Annotated in this window: 13 protein-coding genes; 3 read left to right on the top strand and 10 right to left on the bottom strand. The window is 71.2% G+C overall.

Translation table 11 applies throughout. From position 1 onward, the window contains the following. Nucleotides 1-29: 29 nt before the first annotated feature. The 4 genes from NE236_RS39900 to NE236_RS39885 form a co-directional block, all read right to left on the bottom strand. Nucleotides 30-545, bottom strand: coding sequence for a DUF6879 family protein (locus NE236_RS39900; protein WP_252847496.1), 516 nt, complete (start codon nt 543-545; stop codon nt 30-32). Beyond that, nucleotides 517-759, bottom strand: a complete 243-nt coding sequence (locus NE236_RS39895; protein ID WP_252847495.1) for a hypothetical protein — start codon at nt 757-759, stop codon at nt 517-519. The genes NE236_RS39900 and NE236_RS39895 overlap by 29 nt, the downstream gene beginning before the upstream one ends. A gap of 203 nt (nt 760-962) precedes the next feature. After that, the gene (locus tag NE236_RS39890; RefSeq protein ID WP_252847494.1) at nt 963-2,735 is read right to left on the bottom strand and encodes a hypothetical protein; all 1,773 of its coding nucleotides are present in this window, start codon (nt 2,733-2,735) and stop codon (nt 963-965) included. A 247-nt stretch (nt 2,736-2,982) separates the two neighbouring features. Next, nucleotides 2,983-3,555 (bottom strand): YbhB/YbcL family Raf kinase inhibitor-like protein, encoded by a 573-nt coding sequence (locus tag NE236_RS39885; protein ID WP_252847493.1) that lies wholly within the window; start codon nt 3,553-3,555, stop codon nt 2,983-2,985. Between the two features lie 354 nt (nt 3,556-3,909). On the opposite strand from NE236_RS39885, the gene NE236_RS39880 reads away from it, so the two are divergent. Beyond that, nucleotides 3,910-5,244: an NAD(P)/FAD-dependent oxidoreductase gene (locus tag NE236_RS39880; RefSeq protein WP_308209212.1), complete on the top strand. Its 1,335-nt coding sequence runs from the start codon at nt 3,910-3,912 to the stop codon at nt 5,242-5,244. A gap of 263 nt (nt 5,245-5,507) precedes the next feature. Further along, nucleotides 5,508-8,699 (top strand): AfsR/SARP family transcriptional regulator, encoded by a 3,192-nt coding sequence (locus tag NE236_RS39875; RefSeq protein WP_252847492.1) that lies wholly within the window; start codon nt 5,508-5,510, stop codon nt 8,697-8,699. 81 nt (nt 8,700-8,780) lie between these two features. Here NE236_RS39875 and NE236_RS39870 read toward each other — a convergent pair whose 3' ends face one another. From NE236_RS39870 to NE236_RS39860, 3 genes are all read right to left on the bottom strand, one after another. Then, nucleotides 8,781-9,590 (bottom strand): ABC transporter permease, encoded by an 810-nt coding sequence (locus tag NE236_RS39870; RefSeq protein ID WP_252847491.1) that lies wholly within the window; start codon nt 9,588-9,590, stop codon nt 8,781-8,783. Next, nucleotides 9,587-10,564 carry an ATP-binding cassette domain-containing protein gene (locus NE236_RS39865; protein WP_252847490.1) on the bottom strand — a complete coding sequence of 326 codons (978 nt, stop codon included), beginning with the start codon at nt 10,562-10,564 and terminating at the stop codon, nt 9,587-9,589. Before NE236_RS39865 ends, NE236_RS39870 begins: the two co-directional genes overlap by 4 nt. 359 nt (nt 10,565-10,923) lie before the next feature. Then, complete coding sequence (locus NE236_RS39860) at nt 10,924-11,325, bottom strand: nuclear transport factor 2 family protein (RefSeq protein WP_252847489.1); 402 nt, start codon at nt 11,323-11,325, stop codon at nt 10,924-10,926. Nucleotides 11,326-11,461: 136 nt separating this feature from the next. Between NE236_RS39860 and NE236_RS39855 the strand changes: the two genes are divergently transcribed. Beyond that, a complete protein-coding gene (locus tag NE236_RS39855) occupies nt 11,462-12,049 on the top strand; it encodes a TetR/AcrR family transcriptional regulator (RefSeq protein WP_252847488.1) in 588 nt (195 codons plus the stop codon). A 58-nt stretch (nt 12,050-12,107) separates the two neighbouring features. Here the strand turns inward: NE236_RS39855 and NE236_RS39850 are convergent, their stop codons facing one another. From NE236_RS39850 to NE236_RS39840, 3 genes are all read right to left on the bottom strand, one after another. Continuing rightward, nucleotides 12,108-13,079, bottom strand: coding sequence for a M29 family metallopeptidase (locus NE236_RS39850; RefSeq protein WP_252847487.1), 972 nt, complete (start codon nt 13,077-13,079; stop codon nt 12,108-12,110). 142 nt (nt 13,080-13,221) lie between these two features. Further along, nucleotides 13,222-14,655, bottom strand: coding sequence for a septation protein SepH (gene sepH / locus NE236_RS39845; RefSeq protein ID WP_252847486.1), 1,434 nt, complete (start codon nt 14,653-14,655; stop codon nt 13,222-13,224). A 396-nt stretch (nt 14,656-15,051) separates the two neighbouring features. Continuing rightward, complete coding sequence (locus NE236_RS39840) at nt 15,052-16,362, bottom strand: D-arabinono-1,4-lactone oxidase (protein ID WP_252847485.1); 1,311 nt, start codon at nt 16,360-16,362, stop codon at nt 15,052-15,054. Between the last annotated feature and the right edge of the window lie 108 nt (nt 16,363-16,470).

Here is a 16,470-nt window from a genome sequence, read left to right as displayed (position 1 = left end):
CGGCGGCCCCTCGCGACGGGCGAGGGCGCTCAGGCGGGGCGATAGTCATCGTGATCGATCCCGCGTTCCCAGGCCGCCTCGAAGGCGGAAGTGCATAGCTTCACCACGTCAGGATCCTCCCAGACGTCGTGGTCGACGAAGTCCCCGTCACCTGTGAAATAACCGAATCGGGCGATCCGGCCGTCGAACACCCAGAAGTCGTTCCCGGGCAGGGCCAGATCCGAGGCCTGCCGGCGAGGCAGCCACCGTACCTGCTCGCCGGCCGCGACGTTCAGCCCTTTCGTTACGTCGTACTCGAAACGGATGAAGTCCGCCAGCGGTTCCGACACGATGCGTATGCGCCGCATCTGGACACCGCGGGCGATGGTGGTCCGTACGAGGTCGAACCATTCGGGGTACCGCTCAGGCCCGTCGATCCGGCGCCCCGCCCTCCAGTCGAGGAAGACGGGATCGAAGGGCGTGTAGCTGTCCCGCATCTCCAGGTGGACGGCCGACTCGTCGCATTCGGCCAGCAGGTCATTGAACGATGGGACCTCCGGCGACATCGCACGCCTCCTTCAGGATCGGTGCCATCCGCGCCGGTAGCCGCAGCACCGTTTCGTGGTCGGGTATCGGGCCGGTCGCCAGGCATTCCCTCCGAGTATCCGGGTCGGCGGTCCAGCCTTGAATGACGATCTCGCTGGTGGTCTCGTCGACCCACACAGTGGGGCAGTTATCCCCATTGGTGCTTGGATCGATTCCGACGAATTTTAGGGGCATGGATGACCTCCTGAGTCGCGTTGGCCGTGTACGGATTGCGTAGGAGAGATTCACGCAGCGTGATTGATGCGGTCAAACGGTTGCCATGCAATCGAACGTGGGTTCGCCGCCTCCACGGCGGGATTCTTATATCCCGCGGTCGACGTCTCTCCCCCCGACCCCGCCGGGATGAGAAAACCGACCCCTGGGCCGGGCGAGAGACGTCAGCTGCCGCCGCGATGGTCGCCGTAGGAGTTCCACTCGTCGGGACGCTTGTCGTCGTTCTTGCGGTCGCCGTAGGAGGTGCCGTACGGGCTGGTCGGGTAGGCCTGCGTGGCGTTCGCGTCATCGGACGGCTGGCCGGTCCCGGGGGTCGGGGAGGCGGGGTCGTAGCCCTGCCCCGGCGTCGAGGACCCGAAGTAGTCCGAACCGCTGCCGTAGGACGGTCCCGGGGTCTGGTAGCCGCCGGAGGGCGTGCCGCCAGCACCGTAGGACCCGTACGAGTCCGACGACGAGCCGCCGGTGTACCCGTTGCCGAGCGGGTCGTCCTGGGGCGTGGAGCCCGAGCCGTACGAGGGCGAGTCACCTCCGTACGCCGGGGACGATCCGTAGCCGCTGTCGTAGGAGGGGGTGGTGTAGCCGCCGGTCGCGTTGTAATTGCCCGACAGGGGGTCGGACCCGTACGAGCCCGGCGTCGGGGAGCCGTAGGAGTCCCCGGAGGCGCCGCCGTAGGACTCGGATGAGGTGTACGAGTCCGACGACCAGCCTCCGCTCGTGGAGGACGACGAGCGGTAGGGGCGTTCGCTGGTGTCCAGCGGGTCGGTGAGCGGGTCGTAACCGGCCGGTGCGGGACCGGGCGAGGCCGGGGTCGCCGGGGCGGGATTCGACGCCGCGTCGTCGCTTCCGGCGCGCTGTCGCTGGATCTTGGCCAGCAGGTCGTCGACGGACGGGACGACCGGGCCGTCGTCGCCTCCACTCGCGCCGGAGATGGAGCCCAGCGGCGATGAGGGCGCCAGGGGCGAGGGGGCCGGCGACGCGGGGGGAGGAGTCGGCGCGGCGGGGGAGGTCGAGCCGTAGGCCGGGCGTTCGCCGGTGTTCAGCGGGTCGTCGCCGTACCCTCCCACCGGGTCCGCGCCGTAGGAGCGGTCACCGCCGTACGACGGCTCCGAGGAGTAGGACGGCTCCGAGGAGTACGACGGCGCCGACGAGTAGGACGAGTCAGACGAGTCAGACGAGTAGGACGGTTCGCTCGGGTAGGCCGGTGCGGAGAAGCCGCCGCTCTGGTCGGCCGAGCCGTACGCCGGGACGGAGCCGCCGGGATCGGTCTGGCTCGCCCGCGAGGGCACGTCGAGCGAGGACGGGAGCGACACGTCGAGCGGGTCGGGTGTCGAGGGCGTGTCGAACGCCGGGACGACCGGCTGGGGCCTGGTCGGCGGTGCCGGCGAGTCGATCGGGGCGCCCTGCGGAGGCTGGCCCGCGAGCGGCATGCCCTGCGGCTGCGGGCCCGCGAGCGGCATGGGCTGGGGCTGCGCCGCCTCCTGATGGGCGAGGGGGTCCTGCCCCCGTGCCTCGGACGGTTGCCCGGCGTCCTGCCGCCAGGGGAACTTCGGCTTGTCGAACGTGATGGTCGACCAGTACTCGTCGTCGTCCATCTCCTCGGTGGGCCGGCTGCCCGGAGGCGCCGCGGGGACCGGGGCCTGGGCCGGCGGCGGCAGCTGGGGCGGGCCGGCCATGGGCGCGGCGGGCAGCTGGTGCTGCGGAGCGAGGGGAGCACCGGCCACGCGCATGTCGCCGCCGTAAGCCTCCTCCTCCGCCGACTCGTCACCCTGGCCGCGGCGGCCGCGGGATCTGCCGGCGCGGCGGCCCCGGGGCTGCTCCTCGTCGGACATCCAGTCGTCTTCGTCTCCGGCGCGACTCGCCCTCATGCCCAGGGCGACGAGCACCCCGACGAGAATGACGACCGCGACCAGGCCGAGGACAACGATCAGACCCCACATAGCTACCACCCAACGCCATGGTCTAGCGGTCGACGCCGACGCGGCGACCTTCCCATGATCACCGGCACCGGGGCCCCCAAGGAGCTAGACCGATTGTTGCCGACCGCTATGACCCTTGTCATACGGTTCGCGAACATCTATCTTCACACTACTTGTCCTGAGAACCGCGAGCGCCGTCCGCTCACTCCTTCGCCTGCCGGCCCGAGGGCCCACAGCGATGACTTCAGGCGCGCCGCCGTCCAGGACATCACATCATCGCTCCCCGGAACGTCGCGGTCATCCGGCCGCGCGCGATCGTACGCGAGGCGATCGCCAACAGCGCCTTGTCCAGGCTGACCCCGTTCTTCAGGGGGACCTTCTCCTTCAGTGCGTAGAGCGTGAAGCGGTACCGGTGCACCTCGCCCTTCGGCGGGCAGGGCGGGGCGTACCCGACCTTGTGCGCGCTGTTCATCGCCTGCTCGGCGCGCGGTGGCGGGACGTTCTCCAGAAGTTCGAACGCCCTGGCGTCGATGTTGAACAGCACCCAGTGGACGTACGCGCCGCTGGGGGAGTCGGGGTCGTCGATGACGAGCGCGAGGGAGCCGACGCCGCTCTGCGCGACCGACCAGTGCAGCGGCGGCGTCCTGGTCCGGCCGCCGTACTGCGCGCAGGCGAAGCGGACGGGCATCGGCGCGCCGTCGCGGAACGCCGGACTGGTCACCGTGGTCGAGTCGGGCACGCTGCCGCGCACGACCTTGTTCTGTCCGAGGAGGCCGCAGCCGGTCAGGGACAGCAGTCCGACGGCGGCCAGGCACACCGGCCGCCACAACGTGGTCATCATCGATACACAGCTCCCGGGGGACGATCGTACGCCGCGCCCGGCCGGTGTCCGCGCATTCGGCGCATCAGGGGGACCGTGCAGCCTCCGATGCGACGTTCCTCACCCGCGGATCGGCGCCGGGCGTCCGGCTCACCCTAGAGGCGTCGGGCGTGCGGTGCTGTCTCGTCCAGTGGGTAGGGGAGAGGTCGGTGTCCCGCGCGAGGGAATATATGAAGGAATTCGCGCGAGAACGGACCTGCGCGCTTGGCTGTTACGTGAAGTTTTCCGGTTCTTAACGCTAGTACTGGCTGGTATGTCCGGTTCGATGCGCTAGCTTGTGAAAGGCTTCACAAATCAACCGAGGAGAGTATCGCCGTGGCCACGAGCCCGACCCCGAGCCGGACCACTCCCCGCATCCTCATCGTCGGCGGCGGTTACGTCGGCATGTACACCGCGCTGCGCCTGCAGCGGCGACTGCGTTCGAACGAGGCGACGATCACGATCGTCGACCCGCAGTCGTTCATGACGTACCAGCCCTTCCTGCCCGAGGTGGCCGCCGGCCACCTGGCCGCGCGCCACGTCGTCGTGCCGCTGCGCCGGGTGCTGCCCAAGGCGCGCATCCTGAACGGGCGGGTCGCCTCCGTCGACCACGCGAACCACGTCGCGACCGTGCGCCCGATCTCCGGCCCGACGACCAAGATCGCCTACGACTACCTCGTGATGGCCCCGGGGTCGGTGTCCCGCACGCTGCCGATCCCCGGCCTCGCCGAGCACGGCATCGGGTTCAAGAACGTGGCCGAGGCCATCCACCTGCGCAACCACGTGCTCGCGCAGCTGGACATCGCCGCCTCCACCGACGATGAGGAGGTGCGCCGAAGCGCGCTCACCTTCGTCTTCGTCGGCGGCGGCTTCGCCGGCGTCGAGGCCCTGGCCGAGCTCGAGGACATGGCGCGCGGCGCCCTGAATTACTACCCGGACCTCGGCCCGCAGGACATGCGCTGGGTGCTCGTCGAGGCCAGCGACCGGATCCTGCCCGAGGTCGGCGACAAGATGGGCCGCTACACCGTCGAGGAGCTGCGCCGGCGCGGGATCGACGTACGGCTGCACACCCGCCTGACGTCCGCCGTCGACCGCCACGTGGTGCTCGACGACCGCTCGGAGTTCGACGCGGGCACGCTGGTGTGGACCGCGGGCGTCAAGCCCAACCCGCTGGGCCGCTCCACCGACCTGCCCCTGGACCGGCAGGGACGCATCGTGGCGACCGAGTACCTCACCGTCGAGGGCGCCGACGACGCGTTCGTGGCCGGTGACTGCGGCGCCGTGCCGGACCTCACCAAGCCCGGTGAGTTCTGCGCGCCCAACGCCCAGCACGCCGTGCGCCAGGCCAAGCGGCTCGCCGACAACATCGTGGCGACCCTCCGCGGCAAGGAGCGCAAACCGTACCGGCACGCCTACGCCGGATCGGTCGCGAGCCTCGGGCTCTACCGGGGCGTCGCGCACGTGTACGGCGTGAAGCTGCGCGGGTTCGCCGCCTGGTTCATGCACCGGACCTACCACCTGTCGCGGGTCCCCACCACCAACCGCAAGGTGCGCGTGGTGGCCGACTGGACGCTCGCGCTGTTCTTCCGCCGCGAGACGGTGTCCATGGGTGGCATCGAGCAGCCGCGCGCGGAGTTCGAACTGGCCAGCAGGCAGGACCGCGCCGCCTGATCAACCGTCGCCGGCCGCGCGGACAGGCCGGTCCGCGTTCATCCGCCCGCGCTCGGGCCGGCCTATGCGTCGGCCCCGCGCACCCGTGGTCGGGTCCGGCCCGTGGGCCGATGCCCGCGCGGTGTGATCCGCGATCCGGTGCCCACGGCGGGCCGGCCGAGAGGCCGGTCCGCCGTTTTTTGTGCGAGACTCATCGAGATATATCTCGCCAGGTACCGCAAAAAGCCGGTGCTTCGCCCGGGGGGACAAGGGAGGATCGACCCGTGCGGATCTCGTTGCTCGGCCCCCTCGAGGTGACCGATGACGCCGGACGGCCGGTGGAGCTGGGCGGCGCACGCCTGCGCACGCTCCTCATCCTGCTCGCCCTCGACGCCTCCCGCGTCGTGACCGTCGATCGTCTGGTCGCCGGCGTCTGGGACGGCGAGCCCCCGGCCGGGGCCCCGAACGCGCTGCAGTCGCTGGTCTCCCGCCTCCGCAGGGCGCTGCCCGCGGCCGTGATCGACTCTCACCCCTCGGGCTACCGGCTGGTCGTCGAGGACCATGCGATCGACGTCCGGCGCTTCGACCGGCTCGTCGCCCAGGGGCGGCGGCTGCTGAGCGATGACCCGGCGCGGGCGGCCGACGCCCTCGCCGAGGCCCTGAGCCTGTGGCGCGGGGCGGCGCTCGCCGACGTCGCCGACACCGACTTCGCCCGAGGGCACGTCTCCCGCCTCACCGAACAACGCGTCGCCGCGGTCGAGGAGCACACCGAGGCGCTGCTGATGCTCGGCCGCGCCGACACCGCCGAATTGGAGGCGCTGGTCGCCGCGCACCCCCTCCGTGAACGCCTGCGCGGGCAGTACATGCGGGCGCTGTGCGCCGCCGGACGCCAGGCCGACGCGCTCGCGACCTTCGAGGACGCCCGCCGCACCCTCGCGGAGGAGCTCGGCGTGGACCCGTCGCCGGAGCTCCGGGCCGCCCACCTCGCCGTGCTCCGCGGCGAGCAGACCCCCGCCCGGTCGCGCGGCCGCAGCAACCTGCCGGCCCGGCTCACCAGTTTCATCGGCCGCGAGGAGGAGATCGAACGCGTCGGCAAGCTGCTGGAGGAGAACCGCCTCGTCACCCTCACCGGGCCCGGGGGAGCCGGGAAGACCCGGCTGGCCGTGGAGGCTGCCGCGCGTCTCACCGAGCGCATGCCCGACGGCGTCCGGCTGATCGAGCTCGCCCCGGTCGGTGACCCCGGGGAGGTCCCCCAGGCGCTGCTGAGCACGCTCGGGCTCCGCGAGGCCACGCTGACCGCCGGCGTACGCGGATCGGTGCCCACCAGCGTCGAACCGGTCGAGCGGCTCGTCGCCGCCCTGGCCGACGAACGCCTCCTGATCGTGCTCGACAACTGCGAGCACCTGATCGACTCCTGCGCCCGTCTCGTGGACCGGATGCTCGCCGGCTGCCCCGGCGTCCGCGTCCTGGCGACCAGCCGGGAGACCCTCGGGATCACCGGGGAGTGCCTGTGGCCGGTGCCCCCGCTCGCCTTCCCACCCGACGAGTCCGTGGACGCCCACCCGCCGGCCCATGCGGGCTCCGGCCTGAGAGCGGCGCTCGACTACCCCGCCGTACGCCTGTTCGTCGAGCGCGGCACCGCGGTCCACCCCGGCTTCGCGCCCGAGGCCGACCTGGGGGCGGTCCTGGCCATCTGCCGCCGTCTGGACGGCATGCCCCTCGCCATCGAACTGGCCGCCGCCCGCCTCCGTACGATGACCGCCGCGCAGATCGCGGACCGCCTCGACGACCGGTTCCGCCTGCTCACAGGCGGCAGCCGTACGGCGCTGCCCCGGCACCAGACCCTGCGCGCCGTCGTCGACTGGAGCTGGGACCTGCTCGACGAGCCCGAACGCGCGCTGCTGCGGCGGCTGTCGGTCTTCGCGGGCGGCGCGACCCTCGACAGCATCGAGGACGTATGCGGCGGCGACGTCCTCGACGCGCTCACCGGCCTGGTCGAGAAGTCGCTCGTCGGCATCGACGGGACGGGGCGGTACCGCGTCCTGGAGACGATCCGGGCGTACGGCGCCGGGCGGCTCTCCGAGGCCGGTGAGACCCAGCGGGTCCGCCGTGCGCACGCCCACCACTTCCTCCGGCTGGCCGAGACGGCCGAGCCCCTGCTGCGCACCCGCGAGCAGCTGCGGTGGCTCGAACGCCTCACCGCCGAATACGACAACCTGCATTCCGCGCTGCGCTGGGCCATCGAGGTCCAGGACGCCGCCCTCGCCGTACGCTACGTCGCCGCGCTCGGCTGGTTCTGGTTCCTGCGCGGGCAGCGCGTCGAGGGACAGCAGCTCGCCCGGGAGGCGCTCGCGCTGCCGGGGAGGACCCCGGCCCACGCCTTCGCGATGGCCACCATGTACTGGCTGATCGGCAGGGTCGACACCGACCCCCTGATGCAGGACACGGGGGAGATACTGCGACGGATCACGGCCGCCCTGGAGCCGTGCGCGGATCTGCCGCCAAGCGACCTGCATCCCATCCTCCGCATCGCGCCGCTGGCCCTGCAGCTCTTCGACGGGCGGATCGAACAGGCGCTCGCGGACCTGGACGACCTTCGCGACGAGGACGATCCGTGGCTCCAGGCCGCCGTGCGGATGGTCCGCGGGCACACGCTGATCAACCTTGGCCAGGTAGAGCGGATCGAGGAGCACTTCACGACGACGCTCGACGCGTTCCGGGAACTCGGCGAGCGGTGGGGCATGTCGCTGACGCTGACCGGGCTCGCCGAGATCGCGCTGTGGCGGGGCGACCCGCTGTCCGCGAAGGCACACATCGAAGAGGCCCTCCGGTACTCGCTGGACCTCGGCAGCCCCGACGACTCCAGCCACCTGCGCGTGCGCCTGGCCCACGCGTACACGGCACTCGGCGACGAGGACGCCGCCGAAGCCGAGCTGGACGCCGCCCTGCGCGGTGCCGAACGCCGTGGGGCCTCCCAGGAGGTCGCGTTCGTCTGCTTCGCCGCCGCCGAGTCGGCGCGTCGCCGCGGTGACCTGGCCGGCGCCCGGACCCTGCTGGAGGACGCCGTCGCCGCTGAGTGGAGCAGCGGGCCACCGCAGTTCGCCTCGATGGTCAACACCCAGCTCGGCATGGTCCACGCCCTGGAGGGCGACCTCGACGCGGCGCTCGACCGGCACGTCGAGGCGTTCCGGCTCGCGCGGCTGGCCCATGACGCGCCGGTGATCGGGCAGGCCCTCGTCGGCCTGGCCGACCACGCGCTCCGCCGCGGTGATCACGAGCGGGCCGCGACGCTCCTCGGGGCCTCCGTGGGCATCCGCGGCGTCGAGGACCGGTCACTGGAGGACCCGCCCCGGATCGAGCGGACGGCACGTGAGGCACTCGGCGACGAACGCTTCGCCGAGGCGTACGCGCGCGGCCGTACGATGCGGATCGAGGACGTCGCGGACCACCTGGGCATCGACCCCATCACCGCCTGAGCGGCGGCTCACCCGAGGGTTTTTCGGCGACGGAAGAACGCGGGCCGCCGCTCGTGCGGGGCCCGCGTCGGTGTTCCGTGTTCAGACGCGGCGGCGCAGGGCGCGCACGGCCAGCGGGGCGAAGACGACCGCGAGCGCCGCCGCCCACACGAGCGACTTGATCACCGGTGAGGCGACGGCGCCGCCGTTAAGGAGGCCGCGGGTCGCGTCGGCGAGGTTGGTCACCGGGTTCACCTTGACCCAGGCCTGCAGCCATCCGGGCATCGTGTCGACCCGCGCGAAGGCGCTGCTCGTGAAGCTGAGCGGGAAGATCGTCGTGAAGCCGAAGATCTGCACCTTGTCCGGCTCGTCGACCAGGACGCCGATCAGCACGGCGATCCACGAGAAGGCCAGCGAGAAGACCAGGAGCAGCAGGAACGCCAGGAACAGGTCGCCGACGTTGGTCTTGAGGCGGAACCCGATGAGCATGCCGACCGCGAGCAGTATCGCCATGGACCAGGCCTGCTTGACCGTGTCCGCGACGATCCGGCCGGCCAGCGGCGACATCCGGCCGATGGGCAGGCTGCGCAGCCGGTCGAAGACTCCCTTCGTCAGGTCGGTGTTCAGCATGAAGCCGGTGTTCATCGTGGCGAACATGGCGTTCTGCGCGATGATCCCGGGCAGCGCGAACTGCAGGTACTTCGCCGGGTCGCCGGACATCTGGCCGCCGAAGACGTACGTGAACAGCAGCACGAACATGATCGGCTGGAGGCTGAGGTCGATCAGCTCCATCGGGTTGTGCTTGATCTGCACCAGGCTGCGCCAGGCGAGCGTCGCCGTGTGCCGCAGGGTCGCGGCGGGGCTGACGCGCCGCGTCAGCGTGCGCGGTGGGGTGAGAGTGGAGGCGGTCATGCCCGGATCCCTTCGGTGACGAGTTCCGGAGTGGCTTCGGCGGCCTCGGCGCGGTGGCCGGTGAGGGCGAGGAACACCTCGTCCAGGCTCGACTTGCGCAGCGACAGCTCGGCCACCACCACGCCCGCGTCGTCGAGACGGCGGACGACGGTCGGCAGCACGGCCGGATCGGTGACCGGCGCGGTGACCAGGTCGCCCTCGATCTGCATCCCCTCGCCGACCACGACGCTGACCAAACCCGCGACCGTCTCGCGGTCCCGCTCGTCCGCCGGTCGCACCTGGAGCACCTGCCCGCCGACCTGCGTCTTCAGCTGGTCGGGCGTCCCGTTGGCGATGACCTGACCGCGGTCGATGACGACGATGTCGTCCGCGAGCTGGTCGGCCTCCTCCAGGTACTGCGTGGTCAGCAGGACCGTCACGCCGTCGTCGACCAGGCCGCGGACCGTGTCCCAGAGGCCACCCCGCGCGTGCGGGTCCAGGCCCGTCGTCGGCTCGTCGAGGAACAGCACCGAAGGCCGCCCGACGAGGCTGGCGGACAGGTCGAGGCGGCGGCGCATGCCACCGGAGTACGTCTTGGTCGCGCGGTCGCGGGCGTCCCAGAGATCGAACCGCTCCAGCAGCTCCGCCGCGCGTGCCTTCGCGTCGGCGCGGGACAGGCCCAGCAGCCGGCCGATCATCACGAGGTTCTCCGTGCCGGTCAGCATCTCGTCGACCGAGGCGTACTGCCCGGTCAGCCCGATCAGCTGCCGTACCTGGTGGGCGTCACGGACGACGTCGTGACCGTCCACGGTCGCACGGCCGCCGTCGGGTCGCAGCAGGGTGGCGAGGATGCGGACGGCGGTGGTCTTGCCCGCCCCGTTGGGGCCGAGCACGCCGAGGACGGTGCCAGGACGCGCCGTGAGGCTCACCCCGTTCAGGGCGACCGTCTCGCCGAACCGCTTCACCAGGCCCTCTGCCTGGATCGCGTAAGTCATGGGGTCTTCTCCCGTAGGTCTCATGTAAGTGATGACCTCACTGTCCAGGGAGGCCCTGAGATCCCGCGCACATCCGCCTGAGACCCCCTGACAGCACGCTGAGACACGACGAGGAGAGCTTTGACTTACGATCGATTGCGGGCGGCGGCAGTGTCGCCGGAGGAATCGATCGGCATGATCGTCGGAGCGATGGGGCAGACACTCGTCGGCATCTCGGTGTGTGGCCATGGGGCCCGGCGGCCGCTAGGCCGCCGCGGCATCGCCTGTTCGTTCTCAGGGTTCTCGCCAGACGATAACTTTCTCGCCTGATGGCACACCGCAGAACGCGATGGCCGCCTGCCGGGCCGAGGCGACGGCGCTCACTTGCCCAGGGGAGCCCTTCGGGCGAGCACCTTTCGGTGGGTGATCCGCCAGCCCTGGTCCACGCGAACGACGGTGTCCTCATAGGTGAGGCTGCCGCTCCGGCCGTCCGCGTAGATGCCGATGCCTTTGGAGCGTGAGTGCACTCGGCCGTCGGCCTGTTCGCTCAGGACGATGTTCGTGACATGGTGCCCGACCGGATTGCGGTCGCCCAAGGCGCGCCCCGCGTCGGCGCATGCCGCCACCCCTCTCAAGATCTCCTGTCCGAAGTCCGTGACGTCGTAGACGACGTCGGTGGTGAACACCTCGTCCAGGCGGTCGAGTTCTCCGCTGTCGCACAGGTGTCCGTGCATCGCGATCAGCTCGGTGATGACAAGCCGATCTTCGCAGGTGAGGGCCATGAAGGATCCTTTGTTCGCGAGGTGCGAGAGGCTCGCCGCTCGGCCGGTCGGCGGACGGCCGGACGGTGATGTGGGGAGCTCCCCACTTCGCGTACGATAAGTGGGGAAGTCCCCATTTCGCAACGAGGAGGCGAGGATGGCGCATCCGAGCGAGCCGGCGGCCTCGCGGCGGCCGCGCAGGACGGACGCTGCCCGGAACGCCCAGGCGCTGCTCGCGGCGGCGAAAGAGCTCTTCGACGAACGCGGGCCCGACGTCGCGTTGGACGAGGTGGCCCGCCGGGCGGGGGTCGGCAACGCGACGCTCTACCGACATTTTCCGACCCGCCGCGACCTGATCGTGGCGGTGTACGCGGACGAGGTGACGGCGCTCTGCGAGCAGGGCGCCGCTCTGCTCGAGGCCGACTCGGCGGGAGAGGCTCTGTTCACCTGGCTCGACGACTTCGTCGTCCATGTCGCCACCAAGCGCGACCTGGCGCTCGCCGGGACCGAGAACAACGACGAGCGCCGTACCGAGTTGTTCGATGACTGGCACCGGGCCATGCGGTCGACCGCGGAGAAGCTGCTCACCCGAGCCCAACAGGCCGGTGCCGTGGACACCGGCCTCGGCGTGGACGACCTGCTCGCTCTGACGAGCGCGGCAGCCATCGCGGCTACCGGCACAGACCACGCACGGCAACTTCTCCGGGTCATGCGTCACGGCTTCGGTGGCGCCCAGGCGCAGTGAGCCGCCCCTGTTCCCGTACTCCTGACGCGGCCATGCCTCGGCATGCCGTGCCGCGCGGTCACCAGCTCAGCAGCGGTCCCGCCTGGCCGGTCAGCCGCCCGCGGGAGAGTACGACGTCCAGATGGTGAGCGGTGGCCCGCTGGTCGGGGTCGGCGGTCTCGCTCAGCTCGGCGCCGAACCCGATGTGCACTCCGTAGTTGCGCTCGTGCCAGGTGAACGCCGCCTTGTGCGATCTGGCCACTTCGGTGACGGCCTTCGACTGGCCGATCCCGAGCTCGCCGATCGAACGCACCCCCGGCAGTCGGTCGAACGCCATCTCCAGGTCCCGGCAGAGTTCGGTGTTACGCCCGGTGACGCCGGTCGCCTGGCCGTTCTCGATGCGGACGGTGAGGTCACCCGGGCGGATCCGGCCGTACTTCTTGCCGAATGGGATGGTCCCGATGATCCACCCTTCGACCGGCAGGGTGCCGCTCGCACTCTCCGGGACGCACGCGACCTCCCCGCTGGGCAGGAGGTAGTCGTAGTCCTCCAGCCCGCTGTAGGCGACCCAGTCGTCCGGCGCGCATTCGAAGGAGAGCCGCTCGGCCGCGTCGTCGGCGGCTCGATAGGTGAGCGTCCGTTCGCCGGTCAACTGTCGGCGTAGCCCGTCGCACCGACGGGCCACCTCCTGCGGATCCTCGGCGAAAAGTGCGGCGAAGTTGTCGTCCCAGACCTCGAGGCACAGCGCCACGCGGCGGCTGGGCCAGTCGGCGAAGCGCACCAGGGCCTCTTGGTACTCGGGATACTTCCGGGCGTGGAAACCGATGAGGCCGACGTGGTCCTGGTCGACGTACTCGAGTGCCGCGGCCCGTACCTCGTCGACGGACACCTGGCCGAGACGGAGGACCCGCACATCGTCGCCGAGCCGGGGTAGCAGGGATGCCGCCAGGCGTGCGTGGGCGGCGGTATCGATGATCACCAGCCAGGTCGACACGGATTTCGGCAAGTACGCCGTGAAGCGCTCGACCGACTCTTCCCAGATGTCATTCACTCGTCAGCCTCCGCCGATCGACAGCGCGGTACCGGTGTTCTGGAACGTCGCACGCACGCCGTCGTCGGGGACGGCATCGGACGCGGCATAGGAACACACCGGGCAGGCCACGGAGCCGTGGCCGCCGGTGCCGGTGGCCGCGTTACTCGGGGCGGCGGGCGCCGAACATGATCTCGTCCCAGGACGGGACGGAGGCGCGCTTGCTGCGGGCCTTCTTCCGGGCGGGCGGACGCTTCTCCGGGGCGGCGGGCGGTGTCGCGGGCTTCGCGGCGGCCGCGGCCGGGCGGTCGGCGACCTTCTCGGCCGGCTTCTCCGCGGGCTTCTGCGCGGGCTTCTGCGCGGCCGGTTTCTGCGCGGCGGGCCTCGCCTGGGCCGGCTTCTGGGCCGCGGCGGGCTTCGCCACGGCGGGCTTGGTCGTAGCGGCCGGTTCGGCCTTGAGCGGCTTCGGCCCCAGCGGCTTCGGCCCGATCGGCTTGGGAGCCTGCGGCCTGGCCTCGGCGGCCTCCTGTTCCGGCTGCTCCTGCTCGGCCGCCTCCGCCGCGGCCGGTTCGGGCTCGATCGGGGCACGCTCGGCGGCGGGCGGGCTGACCGGTTCGGGCTCGACCGGGGCCGGCTCGGCGGCGGGCCGGGCGATCGGCTCGGGCCTGGCCGGGGTGTGTTCGGCGGCGGGCGGCGCGACGGGCTCCGGCCTGGCGGGCGCGGGCGCGGGCTCGGGGGCCGGGGGAGCGGGCCGGGTGGGCGCGGGCAGCTCCTGCGGCCTGGCCACGATCTCCGGGCGGGCCTCGCGCGGGCGCGGGGCGAACGCGGCGGGCTCCTCGGGCGCCGGCTTGGGGACCTCGCGGAAGACGACCGGTTCGTCGGCCGGGAATTCCTCGTATCGGCTGGGCGCGGGGACCGGAACGGGAGCGGGCGGCGGAGCCTGGTCGCGTAGGGGATCGCCGACGACCTTCATGGCGCGGCGCGGCAGGAACGGGGTGACCGTGTCGTCGACGGACTCGTCGAGGTCGAGCGAGGACAGTCGCGCGGCCTCGTCGTTCACGGCCGAGAGGTGCCGGCGCCGGGGGTCGTACGCCCACTCGGCGGAATAGGGACGGCCGTCGTAGTAGAAGGAGAGACTGACCCGCCAGGTGGAGTCCTCGCACTTACGGGAGTCCCACTCGACCTCTTCCAGGTCGATGCCGCGCCGGCCGAGACGCTCCTCGACGATCTCACCGAGGGCCGGGGCGGGGGAGGACTCGCCGGGGCGGCGGATGGGCACGCGCTGGGCCTGCTGGGCCATGTACTCGCGCTCCTGGAGAACCGGTCCCTCGAACCAGCGGACACGCTCCACCGGGATGCCGGCCGTTTCGGCGATCTCTTCCGCGGTCTCTCCAGCGCGGATACGAGCCTGGATCTCCTTGGGACGCAAAGGACTCTCCACTTCGATCTCGTACTGGCCGAGGCGGGAGAAATGCCCACGGACCACGGCGCGCAGCCGATCGTCGATAGGCAGCGTGAACCGGGTGCCCCGTCCCGCGGTGGCAAGGACGAGGTACGACCCGTCCTCACTGACCGCGACGAGGCGCAGCTCCTGCATGCGTGTCCTTTCGTGCCCTGTCCGACGCGGCTCGGGGCGCATGCGTGCCCTTCCCCCGGTCCTACCAGTCTCGCGTCAGGACGCACCTGCCCGCCAGCACCGTACCCGGCATGTCCGAACATCGCCGCCCTCGCGACGTGATCCTTGTCAAGTTCCCGCAGTGTCGCCCCAGCTTGCCTGCTCAAGAGGGGTGGCGACGTGGGGCTTAACGATTCTTGTGGATCCTTTGCCGCGTGATGCCGTCCCTCTTGGTGTGGCTCACGGGGGCGCTGTGACGGAACGCGGGTGGAAGATGGTGGATGCTGACGGTTCGGGGGTCTACGCGGTTACCGGTCGGAGCACAAGGGACGTGCACGCCGCGCGAGCGGGATGCAACTCACGGGGAGTCTACGTCCTTCAGGTGCCGAAGACCTGCGTCGAATAGCGGTTGGCGAAGCGGCGTTCGGGGTCGAGCCGGTCGCGTAGCGCGAGGAAGTCGCCGAACCGGGGATAGGCCCCTTCCAGGTACGAGGCGTCGCGAGTGTGCAGCTTTCCCCAGTGCGGACGGCCGCCGAGCGGCGTCAGGACCTCCTCCACCGCGCGGAAGTACTCCTCGTGCGGGGTCGCGTGGTACACGTGGATCGCGATGAAGGCGCTGTCCCGCCCGTACGCCATGGACAGCCAGGCGTCCTCCGCCGGCAGCAGGCGCACCTCGATGGGGAAGGAGATCCGCCAGCCCCGGCGTTCGATGAGCGCCCGGACCTCCCGGAGGGCGTCGGCCAGTTCCTCGCGCGGGATCGCGTACTCCTGCTCCTTGAAGCGCACCCGTCGCGGGCTGGTGAAGACCTTGTGCGACACGTCGGTGTACGTCCGGGCGCCGAGGGCCCGCGCGGACACTCCGTTGATCGTCGTGATGGTGCCGGGGAATCGGTTGGCGACGCGGTTCGCGACCTCGAACACCGAGTTGGACAGGAACTCGTCGTCCATCCAGTGCCGGAACCGCCCCAGCGGCCGGGCCGGTCCGGAGACCCGGTTGTTGCGCTTGATCAGGCAGCCGTCGGTGTGCGGGAACCAGTAGAACTCGAAGTGCTCGTTGTCGGCCGCGAGTTCGTCCAGCCGCCCGAGGACCTCGTCCCACTTCATCGGCTCCTCCCGCGCCTGCAGCAGGAACGCGGGCACGGTCTGCCAGGTGATGGCGGTGACGACGCCGAGCGCGCCGAGGCCGGCGCGGGCCGCGTCGAACAGTTCGGGCCGCTCCTCGCGTGAGCAGGTCACGCGGCTGCCGTCGGCGAGGACGAGTTCGAGCCCGGCGATCTGTGACACCAGCCCGGCGGCGTCGCGCCCGGTGCCGTGGGTGGCGGTCTGGGTCGCCCCGGCGAGGGTCTGCTCCTGGATGTCGCCCATGTTGGCGAGTGCGAGGCCGTGCAGCGCCAGTTGCTCGTTGAACACCTTCAGCGGCATGCCCGCCTCGGCGGTGACGAGGCCGGTGGCGGTGTCGACCGATCGCAGCTCCGTGAGGCCCTCGGGCCGCAGCAGCAGGCCCTCGGTGACGGCGGCGCCAGTGAAGGAGTGCCCGGCGCCGGCCATCCGGACCGTCAGTCCGGCGGCGGCCGCGGCCTTGATGGCGGAGGCGACGTCCGCGGCGGATCGGGGCGTCACCACGCGCCGGGGGGTGGCGCGCTGGTTACCGGCCCAATTTCGCCAGGTCTGAGGTGTCACGGGGGGCATAAGGCGAAATTTACTCACGTTGTGCCTGGCCTCGGCAACCCCAAGAACCGTACCTGTCGGAGTCTGGTCGAGTTGTGGGTAACTACCGTCCGGGTCCGATCGTTGGGA

This window comes from Actinoallomurus purpureus (genome assembly GCF_024055795.1).
Classification (GTDB): Bacteria; Actinomycetota; Actinomycetes; order Streptosporangiales; family Streptosporangiaceae; genus Actinoallomurus; species Actinoallomurus purpureus.
This window is presented reverse-complemented; position numbering and strand designations above follow the sequence as displayed.